This window comes from Dolichospermum sp. UHCC 0352 (genome assembly GCF_009711925.1).
GTDB lineage: Bacteria > Cyanobacteriota > Cyanobacteriia > Cyanobacteriales > Nostocaceae > Dolichospermum > Dolichospermum lemmermannii.
Genome location: NZ_VIKY01000311.1, coordinates 1 through 17507 on the forward strand (window position 1 = coordinate 1; position 17507 = coordinate 17507).

Sequence of the window (17507 nt, forward strand, 5' to 3'; positions counted from 1 at the left end):
AACCCCACGAACAGTTCGTATTCCCAGAGGAGGTACTCCCACGTGGTAACGCTCTCTAATAGAGTTATTAGTGGTGGACGCGACCAAGAATCCAGCGGCTTCGCTTGGTGGTCTGGCAACGCCCGTTTAATCAATTTATCTGGTAAACTACTTGGCGCTCACGTAGCCCATGCTGGTTTAATCGTCTTCTGGGCTGGAGCAATGACTTTGTTTGAAGTCTCTCACTTCGTCCCAGAGAAGCCTATGTATGAACAAGGCTTGATTCTGCTTCCTCACCTCGCCACACTGGGTTGGGGCGTTGGTCCAGGTGGTGAAGTTTTTGATACATTCCCCTACTTCGTTGTCGGTGTACTTCACCTGATTTCCTCCGCAGTTCTAGGCTTTGGCGGTATTTATCATGCCGTTCGTGGTCCTGAAACCCTAGAAGAATACTCTGCCTTCTTTGGTTATGACTGGAAAGACAAGAACAAAATGACCAACATCATCGGCTTCCACCTGATCATCTTAGGATGTGGTGCGTTGTTGTTGGTGCTGAAGGCTATGTTCTTCGGTGGAGTTTATGATACCTGGGCTCCAGGTGGTGGTGATGTGCGTGTGATTACTAATCCCACACTCAACCCCGCTGTTATCTTTGGCTATTTAATTAAAGCTCCCTTCGGTGGCGAAGGCTGGATTATTAGCGTTGATAACATGGAAGATATTATCGGCGGTCACATCTGGATTGCTTTCACTTGTATTGCCGGTGGTATTTGGCACATCTTCACCAAGCCTTTTGCTTGGTCACGTCGGGCCTCCATTTGGTCTGGTGAAGCTTACCTATCTTATAGTTTAGGTGCGCTTTCTTTGATGGGGTTCATTGCCTCTGTCATGGTGTGGTTTAATAACACCGCTTACCCTAGCGAATTCTATGGTCCTACGGCTGCGGAAGCTTCACAAGCTCAAGCCTTAACCTTCTTGATTCGTGACCAACGCTTGGGTGCTAACGTCGGTTCTGCCCAAGGGCCTACAGGTCTAGGTAAATACTTGATGCGCTCTCCTACTGGTGAAATCATCTTCGGTGGTGAAACCATGCGCTTCTGGGATTTTCGTGGTCCTTGGTTAGAGCCTCTTCGTGGACCTAACGGTCTTGATTTGGAAAAAATCAAGAATGATATTCAGCCTTGGCAAGCTCGTCGCGCTGCTGAATACATGACTCACGCGCCTTTGGGTTCTTTGAACTCTGTGGGTGGTGTGGCTACAGAAATTAACTCCTTTAACTATGTGTCTCCTCGCGCTTGGTTGGCGACTTCACACTTCGTTTTAGGATTCTTCTTCCTGATTGGTCACTTATGGCACGCAGGCCGCGCCCGGGCTGCTGCTGGTGGTTTTGAGAAGGGTATTAACCGTGAAACAGAACCAGTAATGTTTATGCCTGACCTCGACTAGGTTTTTCTGGGCTTAATTTCATTACTGACAATATAATGCTTTTGATAGCTCTTGCCTCACCGCAAGGGCTTTTTTTGTGGTTTTCTGTGTAAGTTCACACATTAAGCTTTATTAAGTAAGAGTAAAAATTTAAAATAAATTTTGCACAGGTACTTACAATAATTAAACATTGCTGCTAATATATAATGTAACAAATCAATCTTACTCAGGGTTAAGCAATGAATAAGCTAAAGTTCGGCACATCTGTATTAACAGTTGCTGCTGGTTTGGTAATGGGGACATCAATAAATCAAGTTGTTATAGCTGAGGAAGTTGTTGTAGAACCAATTACTCAGCCAGTAGTTACAAATGAAGTTATTGCCACATCAATCACTCCTGAAAAAACTGAAACTCATCCTCAACCAGGAACTTTCAGTTATAGTGCTGGTGATTTACTGGCAAAAAGACCACTGGATTTAGATATATTTTGCAAAAGTTATCCTTTAAATTCTCGCTGTACTGAGCGTTCTACTCCATCAAAACCACAGGGGGGAGAGTCAAAACCTACTCAAGAATCTAAACCTAGCGAAGAAATGAGCCAAACTTCTGTAAAAACTAGAGGTTGGGCAATTACACCTGAAATTAGTACATTAGGTGTTGGTGCAACAGTCACTAAGTCCATAACACCTAATGTCAATGCTAAATTAGGCATTAATGGCTTAGGTATAAGTAGAGATATTAGCTTGTCCGATGTTGATTATAAAGCTAACCTCAACCTATTTAATGTGTCTACCCTCGCTGACTACCATCCCTGGAAAAATGGCGGTTTCCGTTTGACTGGAGGCTTAGTATTTCAGGACAATAATATAGAAGGAACTGGAAAACCCAAGAATGGTGTGACTATTAATATCAATGGCAAAGACTATAATAGCAAAACTGTGCTTACATCATTGAACGCTAAAGTTTCCTTTGAAAATAGTGTAGCACCATATATTGGACTGGGTTGGGGTAATGCTGTGAAGCCTGGTAAACGTTGGGGATTTTCGGCAAATTTAGGGGCAATGTTTTCTGGCTCCCCAAAGGTATCATTAACACCTGGGTTTGGTCCAGATGCAACGGATGCTATAAAAGCGGAAATTAATAGTAACATCGAAGCAGAAAGGAAAAAACAAGAAAGTGATCTGAATTGGTTGAATATTTATCCTGTTTTTTCTCTTGGTATTTCTTACCAATTCTAGTTGACAATTTGGGGTGTGTCAGATGTTGGAAATATATTCATTATTACTGAGTTATCGAGTCTGACGCACCCTAAAAAAATATTTAGTATCACATTTGCGTAAATCCTAGTTTTAACTTTCCTCTCTACCAGTTACTATATTAAATTAACTTGTATTTTATTCTTAGATATACAAATGATCATCACCAAACATCGCGCTGATAGAGTTACAGCACTTCCCGGTGTTATGAGGTACATATCTAGCGGGCAAGATGCCCGCACTACAAGAGTTTCATGATTCAACTTTGTACCTCATAAGAGCGGAAACCGCTGTATAACATCAGTTGGCAACAATTTGAGAATCTGCTGCAAGATTTGGGAGAAAATCGGGCGGCTAGAGTGGCTTATGATGATGAAACTTTGGAAATTATGACACCTTTACCAGAACAGGAATATTATACAAAAATTCACACTATCATGTGAAACGTCTCCCAATATCTCTGCTAACCTACTGCACCCCCCAACTTTGGCTCTGACAGTAAAAATAAGGTGTATAGGTCTAGATTGCATTGCGCTGTGGATGGTTTCGTAATTTTTCTGATTGTCCGATACCTCGTAAGTAGACGACCTATATTTATCAATGCAAGATTTTGTTATTCTGTCAATGAGTAACTCCTAATATCTTGACATTTTTTGCTTTTACTCCAATATCAGAAGTGTTGAATCCTCCAATAAAACTTGACAATGTTTGGGTTTTAGCCAGGTAAAATCCCTTGTCTATTGAGAATAGAGTCATTAACTGCTCAAATTTGGTATCATCAATGTCAATGCACAACTTGGACAATATCATCAAAATCCTAACATTCAACACTTCTGGATTTAATCAAGATGTAGCTAAAAATCGAATCTTAAAAACAAACCCTGCCCATCTAGACAAGGTTCTGTTTTAGGTTTATGATTTTTGCAAAGCAACTGGAGGTAAAACCTGATTTAATTTACCACTACGATAACCTTCTAAATCCAAAGTTATATAAATAAATCCCCAGTTTTGAAATACAGATACTAGACTTGGTAAATCTGTCATGGTAACAAAATCTTTAATTTGATCTGGTGATAATTCAATTCTGGCTGTATCACCTTGGGAACGAACCCGTAAATTTTGCCAACCTAAATTTCGCAAATAAATTTCGGCTCTTCCTACTCGCTGTAATTTGGCTATGGTAATTTCTTCACCATAGGGAAAGCGCGAACTTAAACAGGGTTGCGCCGGTTTATCCCACCAAGGTAAACCTAATTGTTGGGAAATTTGCCGAACTTCGGCTTTTGTTACGCCAATTTCTGCTAAAGGCGATCGCGCACCTCTTTCTTTTGCAGCTTGAATTCCGGGACGATAATCATGTAAATCATCGGCATTTACACCATCCACCACATAAGGATAACCCAATTCTAAAGCCAAAGGTTTGAGGGTGTCGTGTAATTCGCTTTTACAAAAATAACAACGATTGACTGGATTAGATGTGTAATTGGGATTGTCCATTTCCTGTGTTTGGACAATTCTATGAGATATTCCGATAGTTGCGGCTTGAATTTTTGCGTCTTCTAATTCTTCTGGTAATAAAGAAGGAGAAACCGCAGTTACAGCCAAAGCGCGATCGCCTAACACATCATAAGCAATCTTAGCTACTAATGTACTGTCAACTCCGCCAGAATAGGCTATTAAAGCCTGCTCCATTTCTGTAAAGAACTCTTTTAACTGCTCTAGTTTTTCTGTCCAACTCATCTTCCTAAAACCCCATAATGCCTAACCACTCCTATTTTAGTCATTAGTTGTTATTAGATCACTAATGTTTTCGAGAATTTCTCGCCCCATACGTCAACTACGGATTATAATATTCTTCATAATCTATTCTTTACTTGCTACTGAGTGAATTACAAAGATGAGATGAAATGTTATAAACTTCGCTAATTTTTATTGAAAACTATGAGAGTTAAACGGCTACAAATGCAATCTTTTCGCGGAATTGGTGATTTAACAATAGATTTTGATAAAAAAGAACCAACCGTTTTTATTGGTATTAATGGTGTAGGTATTTTACTTTTCGTTACATATTACTCTTCGAGAAGCCGCTCCGCGTCTACGGTTTTTTTCCGTTCACCTACTTATGATTCCTGCTATTATTCCTAAGTGATCTAAGTTTTTACTCTCAAATTCTTCTTTTTGGTAATTCATATTTTTTGGTATTTTGATTTCATTCAGACTCATTTTCTCATTTTTTCTTCTGAATTTATTGTTAATACCTTATTAATTTCAATTTGTTGGCAATTTTTATATTACTGTCTATATTTATTGCCAATTTAGTTATGTGTTTATATTTAAGCTGTTTCTGTTACTTGTTACACTTGCATCTGTACTACAAAATGAAGTGCGGAATGTGGGGTATAAGCTTTTTATATGCAGATTTATAAAAAATTAGTATTAATTTTTGACAATGCAGTAGGATAGTATCATGGGATTAGCTGTAACTTAACGTACCTGTTCACAAACTGTCACAATAGTTGTTACCAGCAATACACAATATTTGGTATACTTACCCGTACTAATGTCATTTTTTAGTTAGGGAATAGGTAATAGGCAAATGGAAAGATCAGTCATGAGTAAGTATTCTTTCCACTTACCTCTTCCCCAATCACCAATTATCCACTACCTCTTTCCTTAACTACTACATGAATCTAAATCAAGTTAAATCCATCCCCAAATGGACACAATTACCATCTCCATCTATATTTTGTGCAGAAGTATCTATGCAATTGAGTATAGATACATCCGTTGCCCAATTACAACAGCAGGTAGAATATTTACAAATCCAATTGGAGTCAGAAAGACAGGAACATATTCAAGAAATCCAGCAAATTCAGAAATTTCAGACGTTACTTCAACATATTACTGAACACATCCGCGATAGTCTAGATGATCGAAAGATATTAACAATTATTACTCAAGAATTAGTTGATGTATTACAACTTAATCGCTGTCAAATTGAACTTTATAATCCCTGTTTAACTTCTGCCACAGTTACCTATGAATATAGTGCTACTTTACCCCATTTTCAAGACTTAACCACAGTAATTGCTGATTTTCCTCAAATTTATCAATCTCTATTGCAAAAACAAATTTGGCAATCTATAGAAATTGTCCCAGGACATTATTCTGGATTACAGATGATGAATCAATTAGCTTGTCCAATCTTTGATCATCGAGGCATTTTGGGTAATATTTGGCTAATTTGGCACACAGAGGCAAAATTTGGAGAACAAGAAATATCCTTTTTGCAGCAAATAGCTAATAAATGTGCGATCGCAATTCGTCAATCTAGACTACAGGCAAAAACCAAAGCGCAGATTCAGGAAATAGAAAAACAAGAACGGCAAAAAAATGAATTTCTCAAACAGCTTTCCCAAGAGTTACGCACACCGATTACTAATATTAATCTTGCTGTACAAACATTAGAAAGTCTGATGACACCAACGGGAATTTTAGATATAGAAATAGGATCTCAACTATTACAAATTCTCCATCATGAATGTGGACGAGAAAATAAATTACTTAACGATCTTCTCAGCTTTGCATATCTGAAAACCCATTCGGAATCTCCTACTTTAATTACTATTGATTTTCCAACTTGGTTATCTCCCATTATTGAATCTTTTCGAGATGTTACCAATTGTCAGCAACAACAGTTACACCTGGATATCTCCACAGAAATTCCCCCATTCTCCACAGATATCACTGATTTAGAAAAAATTATTACCTTGCTACTCAACCAAGCTTGTCAATGCGCTCCCGCAGGTGAATCAATTACAGTTACCGCCGATTTAAATGCAGCCACGGTAGAATTAAAAATCAGTATTTCTGGTGTAGAGATTCCTCACCATGAACTATCACAAGTCTTTCAGCCATTTTACCGCATTCCCAAACATTCCTCATGGCAAGCACAGAACACTGGTTTAGAGTTAATTTTGGTAGAGACAATGGTACAGCGTTTGCATGGATTAATTCATGTTGTAAGTGCAAATAATCGCATCACGTTTATCATGCACTTTCCCCTGCGACCAGTTTTTTAGCTGCAACTTCCAACTAAAAAAAATATCCCAATCCTGAGTATAAATGTAGGGGTTTAGCAGTGCTAAACCCCTACTCAGGGTATTTGCGGTATGTGGGATAAATATTGATTTATTTTGGTAATTGGTAATTTTATTGGTTACAAATCCGATAATTGTCTAGAAAAAAAATATTGATTTTTGTCTTATTTACATCAAAATAGTCAATATTATGTGAACTTTGTCCAAGTAAGAAATAAAATACTTATAATATCTTTTTAGTTAAGTAGGATACTGAATATGAACGCCCAAGCCAAGAATTTACAGACTTTATATGCTAAAACTCGCTTGCTGCTTGCGTTGTGGGACTTAGGAGGAAGTCAGCAGAAGGTAGCTAGGGGTAAATTGACGAAGCGGATAGACTCCAAGAGTCAGAATAAAGCGGATTATCAAGCTATTTTAGAGGATTTGGAAGCACAGGGGGCTGTTACTGTTACTAAAAAGGGATCTTCAACCAGTTATACTCTCACGTCACCGACGGGCTTAGATGTGTTAAAAGCGGGTTTGCGTAGTGATGAGTTTGAGTTTAATACTAATCTTGGTGCTTGGGTAGGAAATTCTTTGTTGCGATTGTTGCGTCAGATTGATGTTGTAGTAGCTGCGCCGGTTGCATCTGGTGGTGCGGTGATTGGTTCTTATGAGGAGTTTAAGTCTGTCGCGTTGGATATTTATGACAAGTTGAACAGGGACTACAGCCTAGATGATTTAGTACCTATCTATCGCATTAGAAGAGAAATAGGTGAACAAGTTAGTCGTGAAAAATTCAATCAATGGCTAGTGGAAATGCAAGCTGATGACATTTTGCAGCTAATTGCCGGAGAAATACCAGACTTTACCTCTGATAAACGGGAAGATTCAATTTCTATACCTGGTACACAACTACGTTCTTACGCTAAACGCTTGAGTTAATCAAATTATCCCCGCAGTTTCTAGTTCCTCGCACCATACGAAATCACCATGACAGATACCCCTATTTCTCCCATAGAAGCCGTTAATGCTGCAATTAATAGTCACAATCCATTTATTAACGCTGGGATTGTTAAAGAACAGGATGTTTGGGGAAAAGGAGTCCCCGACGTACCCACATTAAATGCCCATGCTTCTAATCAAGTTTTTAAAGCCATTGAGTTTGTTCGCAAAAGTCAATCTAGTCAAGATAAAGTAACTTCAATTGCTATTACTGCACAGCAGGGAGTTGGTAAAACCCATCTTTTGAGTCGCATTCGTCATGAACTGGAAAAAGTAGGTGGTGCTTTATTCGTTTATGCAGGTGGTAATAACTATACAGACTTAAATTTAGTTAAGTATCAATTTCAGCAAACTTTAGCAGATAGTCTCAGTAAGACTGGTAGCCAAGAAGTCATGCAATGGCAAGAAGTAGCCGCAGCTATGGCCAACGAAGGTAGAGAAAATGCTACTACTCCAGCAGAGTTAGTCAAAAAATTTGACCAGGCATATAAAAGTAGTTTAGCTAAAAATAAAAATCTCATGAATGCTCTGCAAAAACAGATTATTAAAAATAAATCTGATGCAGATCCCTATATTATTCGAGCTATTCTATGGACACTTTCAGAAACCCAAGCCCCTTATGCAATTAAATGGCTATCTGGTGAAGAATTAGCTCAATTAAATGCTGATGAATTGGGATTACCCAATCCTAGTAAAACTAATCAAGATAGAGAAGCTGAGGCTCTTAAAAATATTCAACAAATTTTGAATTTAGTTGGTTATTACAACTCGATTATTATTTGTTTTGATGAAATAGATGTTAAAAATAACTCCACTGAGGATGGGTTCCCAACAGAAAGTGTAATTGCTAATTTCGTGAAAATTCTCCATGATACTTTGGAAAATTCAGACCTTAGCCAAGGTGTAGTTATTCTGACGGTAATGCTACCAGAAACATGGAGAGATAAAGTAAACTCCATTCAAGGTGGTACGCCTGATAGAATTTCCAAATTTACACAACGAAAACCAATAGATTTAAAACCTGTTAGTGCTGATTATATGGTACAGTTAGCAACGGTGTGGTTACGAGAATATTATAGTTCAAAAAACTTAATTCCTCCACATACACTTTACCCATTTAAAGAAAGTCATCTGAGAGAATACGGTAAAAATAAACCAACTGTTAGAGAAGCTTTGCGATGGTGTGCTGATAACTTTAAGGTTGAAGAAGAGAAACTCCCTGCTGATCCATTTGAAAGGTTTGAATTAGCATTTATAAGGGAAAGTGAAGTAAAATTTGAAAAATATATCGAGGATAGTTCTCTCATAGCTGAAGCCCTATATTTTGGCTTTAATACTTTAAAAGGACAGACTTTAGAAGAAGTCATGATTCAAGAAATTACCAAAGATATTCTACCTAAATCCAAGAACAACAACTTTATCAACTTCAAAATTATTGGTAATGAAAATGGTAAAGAGGTAAAAATTGGTGTAGCAGTTGTCCAAGATTCTCAATTTACATTAAATGCGTGTTTAAAACGGTTAAATGACTATCATACTTTTGATTTAACCCGTGGTTGTTTAGTGCGTTCTCATTCCAAAATAAAACAAATGAAAAAAACAGCGGCAACATATAGTTTGCTTAATGAGTTAATTTTACACAAAGGGGGAGAAAATGTAGATTTAATAGAAGATCAAATTCGTCCACTTATAGCAATATTCGCTATTTATCAAAAGCGAGAAAATTATCAATTAACAGAAGAACAAATTTTTGATTGTATTTCTAAGAATAATATTACCTTTGATAATCTGTTACTGAAAGAGATTTTAAGTGATCCATCTGGTAATATGCCTGATATTGATGATGAAGATATTATAGATAAATTTCTCACTCCTTCAAATATCAATGAAACAGAAGATACCGATGATTTAAGTGATTTATTTGGTTAATTAATTATGAATAAATCTGTTTCAATCTATAACGCCTTATGTTTATATCCTCCCGATGTTGAAGCTTTAATACAAGGGCGAATTATTGCTGCTATACCTAGTAAATTGCTTACTCATGGGCATAAATTTGCTCTTTATCCTGTTGATACTTCAGTAAATATGCTTTCAATTAAAGCATGGGCTAAATGTGAACTTTGCGAAATTCTAGATCAAACAACTCCTTTAGATATGTTATCTCAATTAACAATCTGGAAACCAGAAATATTTCAGGAAATATTACAAAACCGTCCGCATTTTTTTCTGGCTTATTTGCGGGTTTATCATTTACCTGAACCTTTGGAAATTCGAGCTATTCCCAACATTCAAGAAAAACTAGGAAAATTTGCACCTTTACCTAATAATATTTCTGTATCTGAATATAAACCCGTATTAAGTGATCAGGTTTTCATTCAACGTAAACAACAACTAGAAAAACGAAAACCTTCTCTAAATCCTGAACTGGAAGAATTACAAAGTGCATTATCACAAATAGCCAATAATAATCCAGTAGCACAACAATTAGAAAATGAAATTAAAGTATTTTTAGGTTGGAGTAATGCACCAACTACAAATACAATAGATGCTGATTTAGATTGGATAAAAACAATTACAACATTAGGAGATAGAAGCATAGAAAAAGATGATACTACAAGCAACTATCAAGCGGGTACAAATTTTGAAATTGTTACACGCAAAAGCCTTAATTTTTTAGGATTTAAAGTAGAGGAAGATCATAAAGGTGGTGCTGGAGGTTTAGATTTATATTGTTCACAACCTTATTCTTTAGTTTGCGAATGTAAAGCAGGTAAAAGCATTCCTCATAACACAGTAGAAGAATTAGATAGAATTGGTAAAAGACATCTTCAAGAAAATTATCTTCAAGCTGTGCGGTTAATTATTGGACCTGGTGAACCTACTAAAAACTTGAAAAAATCTGCTCAAATCTCTAAAGTCAGTATTATCAAAGCTATGACATTACAAAAATTAGTTGAACTCAAAGCAAAATATCCAGGTGCAATAAACTTAATTGAATTAAAGCAATACTTAGAACCGGGACAAATTGATGATAAAATTAACGAATATATAGATAAAATAGAAAAAGAGATTAAATTGCGATCGCATATTATCCAACTCGTCAAAAAACATCTAGAAAAGACAGGTACTAAAGATGCTCAATTTAGTAATCTTTGCATAGCATATCTTTATAATAATCCACCACAAAAGCTAGAAGATAGAGAATTATATGACATTCTCATAGAACTATCATCACCATTAACAGGCTACTTGGGAAGAATTAAAGAAGATTTTTGGAAAAGAGATCGCTTTTACTATTTGCGCGACTTACCAATAAATTAAAAATAACTCTTTTCTTCCTTCTTTTCTTCGTAGCATTGAAAATCGTCGTTATGGCACTAGGCAAGAGGCAAGAGTGAAGAGGGTTTGGGCGATTTTACTTTTCGTTACATATTACTCTTCGAGAAGCCGCTCCGCGTCTACGGTTTTTTTCCGTTCACCTACTTATCGGGAAAATCAACGACTTGAAAGCCTTGCTGTAATAATCTTAGAGTAGATGCTAATTGACCAGACTGCATTTCCCTTATAAGCTCAAAACTATTTGTAGTTTTTAATTGTTCCCAGTTTTTATCCTGTAAATCCTTTAATCCTGTACTTCGACTTACTTCGACAAGCTCAGTACAAGTCGTTCAGTAACCGGTCATCCTGATTCAGACATTCTCACATACAACAAGCTTGATAAAAAAGTCAATTAGTCTTAATTTTAGTTACAGTTAGATCACAAATAAATCGTGAGGGGTGAGACTATGCGTGTTTTGCTAGTTTATCCAATATTTCCAAGCACCTTTTGGTCTTATGAGAAAATTCTGGCACTGGTTGACAGAAAGGTGTTGTTACCACCATTGGGTTTAGTAACGGTAGCGGCAATTTTGCCCCAAGAATGGGAATTTAAGCTTGTAGATCGTAACATTCGCGCCGCCACAGAAGCAGAATGGGCATGGGCAGATATGGTGATTTTCTCCGCCATGATTGTCCAAAAACAAGACTTACTTGAGCAAATTCGGGCAGCGAAAAGACGCGGTAAGCTGGTGGCTTTGGGCGGTCCTTATCCTACCTCCACACCCCATGAAGTGGAAGCCGCAGGGGCAGATTACCTGATTCTCGATGAAGGGGAACTGACTTTACCCATGTTTGTGGAAGCTGTGCAACGGGGTGAAAAATCGGGAGTTTTCCGGGCTGCTGAAAAGCCTGATGTTACCAGTACACCCATTCCCCGTTTTGATTTATTAGAGTTTAATGCCTATGATATGATGTCGGTGCAGTTTTCGCGGGGTTGTCCCTTCCAGTGCGAATTTTGCGACATTATTGTTTTATATGGTCGCAAACCGAGAACTAAAACTCCTGCACAACTGTTAGCCGAGTTAGATTATCTCTATGATTTAGGTTGGCGGCGGGGTGTGTTTATGGTGGATGATAACTTTATTGGCAATAAGCGAAATGTGAAATTGTTGCTGAAAGAGTTAAAAGTTTGGATGGCAGATCATCAATATCCCTTCAATTTTGACACAGAAGCTTCCATTGATTTAGCACAAGATCAAGAAATGATGGAGTTGATGGTTGACTGTGGATTTAAAGCCGTATTTTTGGGGATTGAAACCCCAGACGAAGATAGTTTACAACTAACTAAGAAGTTCCAAAATACTCGCAGTTCCTTAACTGAATCTGTAGAAACCATTATCAGAACTGGACTGCGGCCAATGGCTGGGTTTATTATTGGTTTTGATGGTGAAAAAGCGGGTGCAGGCGATCGCATTGTCCGTTTTGCTGAATTAGCAGCTATTCCTTCTACTACCTTTGCCATGTTGCAAGCGTTACCCAATACCGCTTTATGGCATCGGTTGACCAAAGAAGGCAGATTGCGGGAAAACCAAGATGGAAACATCAATCAAACCACATTGATGAATTTCATTCCTACCCGTCCTCTAGAAGAATTGGCTAGGGAATATGTGGAAGCTTTCTGTGCTTTGTATGACCCTGCTGCTTATTTAGATCGCACCTATCGCTGTTTTATGATGTTGGGTTCTCCCAAATGGACAGCACCAGCAAAAATGCCAGAATGGGTAGTTGTCAGAGCCTTATTAATTGTAATTTGGCGACAAGGATTTAAACGAGAAACTCGTTGGAAATTCTGGCATCACTTCTTTAGTATTCTCAAGCATAACCCCAAGGTAATTGAACAATACGTTTCTACTTGCGCTCACATTGAGCATTTTATGGAATATCGGCAAATTGTCCGTGATGAAATCGAAAGTCAATTAGCTGAATATTTAGCCCAAGGTGCAGAAACACCTTATGTACCTGTTAAGGAAAAAGCAGAAGCTGTAGTTTAATAATACCCAGATCCCCGATTTCTTTGAGAAGTCGGGGATCTATTTTGTGATCGGCAAAGTCACGGTAAAAGTTGAACCTACTCCCACTTGACTATTGACTGTAATTTCTCCTCTGTGGGCTATAACGCACTGTTTGACGATTGTTAATCCTAAACCACTACCAGGAATGATTCCCACATTTTCTCCTCTGTGAAATGGTTGAAATAGTTGTTTTTGATCGGTTTCTGTCATCCCAATTCCCTGATCTTGAAATTTTAAAATTACGGTTTTTTCTTGTTTGATTAATTCAAATAGGACTGTACTATCGGGAGGTGAATATTTAATGGCATTATTGAGTAAATTACTGACAATATGCTTTAAGAGGGTTTCATCTCCCAGATATTTCAAACAGTTTTCGGAACTGGTAAAAATTAAATTCAACTGTTTTTCTTGGGCAAATAATTGAGATTGTTGTACTAATTCATAGCATAATTTTTCTAAGTCGAGTATATGTGGTTCGTAGAATAATTTACCTGAATCAGATTTACCAATTAATGAAGCTTCATCTAATAGATTTGATACATTTTTGATAGCAGAGCGAATCAGTTGTAAATGATTGATTTCTCCATCATTTTTCTGTCCTAAAAATTGTTTACGTTCTATAGCATATCGTACAGAACGCACCAATGTATCTGGATTTACGTGTCTTTTGACTAGATAATCTTGCGCTCCTTGTCTGACTGCTTCAATGGCTAATTCTTCATCATTGGTGTTAGTCAAAACTATGATGGGGTTGCTAGGATTTTGTTTGAGTAACTGGGGTATGGAAGCTAATCCTTGACTGTCAGGAAGGGTTAAATCTAACAAAATTACATCGTATTTTTCGCTGTTTAATTGGTTGATTCCGTCTTGGAGTTTTTGGACGTGAACTAAACTAAAATTTTGAGATTTTGTGAGTTTAATAAACTCTTGTAATAACCTGGCTTCTGCTAAGTTATCTTCAATTAATAGGATTTTTAATGTGGAAGTTGCGGTAATCATTTCCTGGTTTTACCTCTTGCAAGTTTTCAGCCCGTCTCAGAATGAATTCTGAGTCTAATAGCAAAAGTCGTCTAAAGACGACTAAAAGAAAGTTTGTAGTCCGTTTTAACGGACTTGAGTTATTAGCCCTGATAGCGAAGCGTCGCGTAAGCCATACTTTAGTTCTGGGTGGATTATGTTTAGAACGAAATAGCCCTGGACATTGAGTAGTTTTCTTGTTATTCTCATGGTAAGGTCGCGGTAGAAAACCAAAAGTCTTCAATACCTTTGATGATTTGGAATAGCTGACTCAGATTACGAGGTTTTGTAATGTAGCAGTTAGCGTGTAAGTCGTAACTATGGAAAATGTCATCTTGATTTTTTGAAGTTGTCAAAATGACGACAGGAATGCGTTTTAGTTGAGGATCAGATTTAATTTCTGCTAATACCTCTCTCCCATCTTTTCTGGGTAAATTCAAATCTAATAAAATTAAATCAGGTCGTTGTGCATTAGCATATTCTCCTTCTTGATGGAGGTAATTCATAGCTTCTACACCATCCCTAACTGTGACCACTTGATGAGGTAATGAACTGGTTTTTAAGGCTTCTTGAATGAGACGAACATCAGCTTTATTGTCCTCCACTAAAAAGATAATTTTGTGTGTTCCTGTCATTTCGATGCTCATGATCACAACCTCTGACGGGAATGGTAAAGTAGAAAGTTGTACCCTGACCGAGTTGGGACTCTACCCAGATTCGTCCCCGATGACATTCGATGATTTTTTTACAAATAGCCAAACCCATTCCTGTACCTGGATATTCATCTCTAGTGTGTAAACGTTGGAAGATAATAAAAATGCGATCGCTAAATTGTGGATCTAAACCAATTCCATTATCTTGAACTGAAAATAACCATTCATCCTCCAATCTTTTCGCACTAATATGAATCTTTGGTAGTTGACTGCTGCGGAATTTGATAGCGTTACCAATGAGGTTCAAAAATAGCTGAATTAATTGTGTTTCATCAGCCATAACTGTGGGTAAAGGATCATGGGTAATAATTGCGCCGGTTTCCCCAATGCGTTGACGTAAATTCTTCAAAGTCCGATTTAAAGCTGTTTCTACTTCGGTAACTTGAAAAGCAATTCCTAATGTATCTACTTTGGAATATGCGAGTACATCATCAATTAAGTTCTGCATCAAACTTACACCTTCGACAACATAACCAATAAACTCTTTTCCATCTGCGTCTAGTTCTGATTCATAGCGCATTTCTAAAAGTTGTACATAATTACCTACTTGATTGAGTGGTTCTTGCAAATCATGGGAAGCGACATAGGCAAATTTTTTCAATTCTGCATTAGAACGTTGTAGATCTTCAGCTAATTGGGCTAATTCATCAGCTTGACGTAAGACAATATTGATGATTGATTTTCGCAACTCCAATGCAGCTTTGATTTCTACATTTTGCCAGGGTAAAGATGTTAACTGCACTATTTCTTTCCATAAGTCAAATGATTTACGGGGACACAAACGGACATTTCCTTCAGATTGATCAACTGAAAAAGCCTGATGGGGATTTCCACCCCAATTTACAGTTTGAATGACTTCTGGTCGAAACCATAATACATAATTTTGCTTGGAAATGGGAATAGCTAATAAACCACTAGCGACATTTTTAAAGCTGATCGCGTCTGGATAAATACTAGGTAAGGAATTTGTGGAAAATACCTCATCTTTGACATTATTTCTCAGCCATTCTCCTAAAAAATTCAGTTCTTCCTCTTGAGGAGTATTACCAATCAGAGTATACTTTCCAGCAAAATAGATTGCTGCACCTTCAGCATTAGTTAAATTGAGCAGATTTATTTGATTTCTGACTAAACCATCAATAAAGTTCTCTTTTTGAGACATATATTCAACCAATAGTGATTGAACTTGTTTTAAACTTATTTGATAGTCGTAGTCTTCTGTTTCTTCCTTTCCAGAAATTTCTGAAAATATGATTCTTCCTAAAAATTCACAGGCTTTCCGTAATTCATAGGAAACGTATTTAGGTGATTGATGATGACAAGCAATTAAACCCCAAAGTTTGTGATCTTTAATTAAGGAAATTGTCAAAGATGCAGCCACGCCCATATTATGTAAATATTCTAGATGACAGGGTGCAGGACTTCTGAGAATTGAATTAGTTAAATCAATTGGTTTACCGCTAACTGGGTTAATTTTAGGAAAAAGTTCGGCTGATAATTGAACGTTTGTATCGGGGATAATTCTAATCGAGTTTTCTAAAAATAATTGTCGTGCTGGCTGAGGAATATCTGATTCTGGATAATGTAATCCTAAATAAGACTCTAAAGTAGCTATTTTTTCTTCAGCAATCACAGAACCATGTCCATCATCACTAAATTTATATAACATCACTCTGTCAAATCCGGTTATTTTGCGGATTTCTTGCACAATTATTTGACTGAAATCACGGAGACTTTTACTTTTTTCTAAGCGATTAATTGAGGATTTAGCTAAATGATAAAAACTCAAGAAAGGAATATTTTCTTGAGATGCTGTAGGTTCTAGTTCTAAGATTAAAAATCCTTCAGAGTTGCGATAGAAAGTGGCATCAAATATTGTATATTCATCCCCTTGTTTCTTAATCCAAATTTTTGTAGGATTAATAAAATCCAGATTTTCTTCTGACAACCAAAATTTGATTTTCTGGATTTGGTAAGGATCTAGTAAATCTTCTAATTCCTGTTGCACGATATCTTCTGGCGATATGCCAAAAGTGCTGAAAGTATTTTGACTAACTTGTAATATTTGTAAATCTGGCTCTTGTAAGACTAATAAAATTCCATGAGGTTGAATTTCACTAGTTAGATGTATCGCTGCTTCTTTTAAGCTAGTGATATTAATATGTTGCTGCTTGATATTGATATCCATAAAAGCCTTCCCCGATAATTTTGGAGAATAAAATATGTAGATTTCATCTCAATTCCTCACACCTCTAAAAATCACCATTGATTTAGTAGCCTTGATAATGGCAAAGCCCATATTCATAGTTGCCCTCACCCACTATTCTCACACAATTTAAATATCTGTTACCTAATATATAGATAAGAAATGTACAAGGGAAGATAATCAAAGCCACAGTCTTTGTGTACATATATTAAGAAATTTCAATTTTATGTGTGGCTGCACAAAACCATGAAATTAATTCGTCTTTGCATAATGAAGGTATGAATTGTGTTTCGCTCTAATTTCATACTTCAAGTCAGCAATGCCATTAATTCATTAATTTATCTGCGTTTATCTGCGTTTATCTGCGTTCAATCTTTCATAAAACTTCGCGGGATGTGGGAAACTCAGTCACAAAGCGTGCTGAGAGGGAA

General features: G+C 37.0%; 13 protein-coding genes and 2 pseudogenes. 10 read left to right on the forward strand and 5 right to left on the reverse strand.

Annotation, left to right across the window (positions count from 1 at the left end; genetic code table 11):
• Window positions 1–42 precede the first annotated feature (42 nt).
• The 3 genes and pseudogenes from psbC to FJR06_RS22350 form a co-directional block, all read left to right on the forward strand.
• The gene (gene psbC / locus FJR06_RS22340) at window positions 43–1425 is read left to right on the forward strand and encodes a photosystem II reaction center protein CP43 (RefSeq protein WP_015080310.1); all 1383 of its coding nucleotides are present in this window, start codon (window positions 43–45) and stop codon (window positions 1423–1425) included.
• 218 nt (window positions 1426–1643) lie between these two features.
• On the forward strand, window positions 1644–2642 hold the full coding sequence (locus tag FJR06_RS22345) for a hypothetical protein (protein WP_015080311.1): 999 nt from the start codon (window positions 1644–1646) through the stop codon (window positions 2640–2642).
• Between the two features lie 308 nt (window positions 2643–2950).
• Window positions 2951–3088, forward strand: a pseudogene (locus tag FJR06_RS22350) (Uma2 family endonuclease); the annotation flags it as partial.
• On the opposite strand, the pseudogene FJR06_RS25035 reads toward FJR06_RS22350, so the two are convergent.
• Together FJR06_RS25035 and larE are read right to left on the reverse strand one after the other, a co-directional pair.
• Window positions 3086–3213: pseudogene (locus FJR06_RS25035) on the reverse strand (IS701 family transposase); the annotation flags it as partial. The pseudogenes FJR06_RS22350 and FJR06_RS25035 overlap by 3 nt on opposite strands.
• Before the next feature lie 359 nt (window positions 3214–3572).
• Window positions 3573–4400 carry an ATP-dependent sacrificial sulfur transferase LarE gene (larE, locus tag FJR06_RS22355; protein ID WP_015080313.1) on the reverse strand — a complete coding sequence of 276 codons (828 nt, stop codon included), beginning with the start codon at window positions 4398–4400 and terminating at the stop codon, window positions 3573–3575.
• Between the two features lie 201 nt (window positions 4401–4601).
• Here larE and FJR06_RS22360 point away from each other — a divergent pair, with 201 nt between their 5' ends.
• From FJR06_RS22360 to FJR06_RS22385, 6 genes are all read left to right on the forward strand, one after another.
• Window positions 4602–4805 carry a hypothetical protein gene (locus tag FJR06_RS22360; protein ID WP_083881457.1) on the forward strand — a complete coding sequence of 68 codons (204 nt, stop codon included), beginning with the start codon at window positions 4602–4604 and terminating at the stop codon, window positions 4803–4805.
• Window positions 4806–5344: 539 nt separating this feature from the next.
• The gene (locus tag FJR06_RS22365; RefSeq protein WP_168652291.1) at window positions 5345–6742 is read left to right on the forward strand and encodes a HAMP domain-containing sensor histidine kinase; all 1398 of its coding nucleotides are present in this window, start codon (window positions 5345–5347) and stop codon (window positions 6740–6742) included.
• Between the two features lie 276 nt (window positions 6743–7018).
• On the forward strand, window positions 7019–7687 hold the full coding sequence (locus FJR06_RS22370) for a hypothetical protein (RefSeq protein WP_015080315.1): 669 nt from the start codon (window positions 7019–7021) through the stop codon (window positions 7685–7687).
• 48 nt (window positions 7688–7735) lie between these two features.
• Complete coding sequence (locus tag FJR06_RS22375) at window positions 7736–9676, forward strand: P-loop NTPase fold protein (RefSeq protein ID WP_168633386.1); 1941 nt, start codon at window positions 7736–7738, stop codon at window positions 9674–9676.
• A 6-nt stretch (window positions 9677–9682) separates the two neighbouring features.
• The gene (locus FJR06_RS22380) at window positions 9683–11071 is read left to right on the forward strand and encodes a DUF1802 family protein (protein WP_168652292.1); all 1389 of its coding nucleotides are present in this window, start codon (window positions 9683–9685) and stop codon (window positions 11069–11071) included.
• A gap of 464 nt (window positions 11072–11535) precedes the next feature.
• The gene (locus FJR06_RS22385) at window positions 11536–13119 is read left to right on the forward strand and encodes a B12-binding domain-containing radical SAM protein (protein ID WP_168652293.1); all 1584 of its coding nucleotides are present in this window, start codon (window positions 11536–11538) and stop codon (window positions 13117–13119) included.
• Window positions 13120–13158: 39 nt separating this feature from the next.
• Here FJR06_RS22385 and FJR06_RS22390 read toward each other — a convergent pair whose 3' ends face one another.
• Entirely contained in the window at window positions 13159–14139 is a 981-nt protein-coding gene (locus tag FJR06_RS22390; protein ID WP_168652294.1) for a hybrid sensor histidine kinase/response regulator, read from the reverse strand.
• Window positions 14140–14180: 41 nt separating this feature from the next.
• On the opposite strand from FJR06_RS22390, the gene FJR06_RS22395 reads away from it, so the two are divergent.
• The gene (locus tag FJR06_RS22395; protein ID WP_158310530.1) at window positions 14181–14345 is read left to right on the forward strand and encodes a hypothetical protein; all 165 of its coding nucleotides are present in this window, start codon (window positions 14181–14183) and stop codon (window positions 14343–14345) included.
• Between the two features lie 18 nt (window positions 14346–14363).
• On the opposite strand, the gene FJR06_RS22400 is transcribed toward FJR06_RS22395, so the two are convergent.
• Both FJR06_RS22400 and FJR06_RS22405 read right to left on the reverse strand, forming a co-directional pair.
• Window positions 14364–14804, reverse strand: coding sequence for a response regulator (locus FJR06_RS22400; RefSeq protein ID WP_168652295.1), 441 nt, complete (start codon window positions 14802–14804; stop codon window positions 14364–14366).
• On the reverse strand, window positions 14749–17058 hold the full coding sequence (locus tag FJR06_RS22405; RefSeq protein ID WP_168652296.1) for an ATP-binding protein: 2310 nt from the start codon (window positions 17056–17058) through the stop codon (window positions 14749–14751). The genes FJR06_RS22400 and FJR06_RS22405 overlap by 56 nt, the downstream gene beginning before the upstream one ends.
• Between the last annotated feature and the right edge of the window lie 449 nt (window positions 17059–17507).

Bases quoted from the DNA above. Each gene is read 5' to 3' on its own strand.
- FJR06_RS22370 (WP_015080315.1), top strand. From the start codon at position 7,019: ATGAACGCCCAAGCCAAGAATTTACAGACTTTATATGCTAAAACTCGC.
- FJR06_RS22360 (WP_083881457.1), top strand. From the start codon at position 4,602: ATGAGAGTTAAACGGCTACAAATGCAATCTTTTCGCGGAATTGGTGAT.
- FJR06_RS22365 (WP_168652291.1), top strand. From the start codon at position 5,345: ATGAATCTAAATCAAGTTAAATCCATCCCCAAATGGACACAATTACCA.
- FJR06_RS22395 (WP_158310530.1), top strand. From the start codon at position 14,181: ATGAATTCTGAGTCTAATAGCAAAAGTCGTCTAAAGACGACTAAAAGA.
- FJR06_RS22380 (WP_168652292.1), top strand. From the start codon at position 9,683: ATGAATAAATCTGTTTCAATCTATAACGCCTTATGTTTATATCCTCCC.
- FJR06_RS22345 (WP_015080311.1), top strand. From the start codon at position 1,644: ATGAATAAGCTAAAGTTCGGCACATCTGTATTAACAGTTGCTGCTGGT.
- FJR06_RS22390 (WP_168652294.1), bottom strand. From the start codon at position 14,139: ATGATTACCGCAACTTCCACATTAAAAATCCTATTAATTGAAGATAAC.
- FJR06_RS22375 (WP_168633386.1), top strand. From the start codon at position 7,736: ATGACAGATACCCCTATTTCTCCCATAGAAGCCGTTAATGCTGCAATT.
- FJR06_RS22405 (WP_168652296.1), bottom strand. From the start codon at position 17,058: ATGGATATCAATATCAAGCAGCAACATATTAATATCACTAGCTTAAAA.
- FJR06_RS22400 (WP_168652295.1), bottom strand. From the start codon at position 14,804: ATGAGCATCGAAATGACAGGAACACACAAAATTATCTTTTTAGTGGAG.
- larE (WP_015080313.1), bottom strand. From the start codon at position 4,400: ATGAGTTGGACAGAAAAACTAGAGCAGTTAAAAGAGTTCTTTACAGAA.
- FJR06_RS22385 (WP_168652293.1), top strand. From the start codon at position 11,536: ATGCGTGTTTTGCTAGTTTATCCAATATTTCCAAGCACCTTTTGGTCT.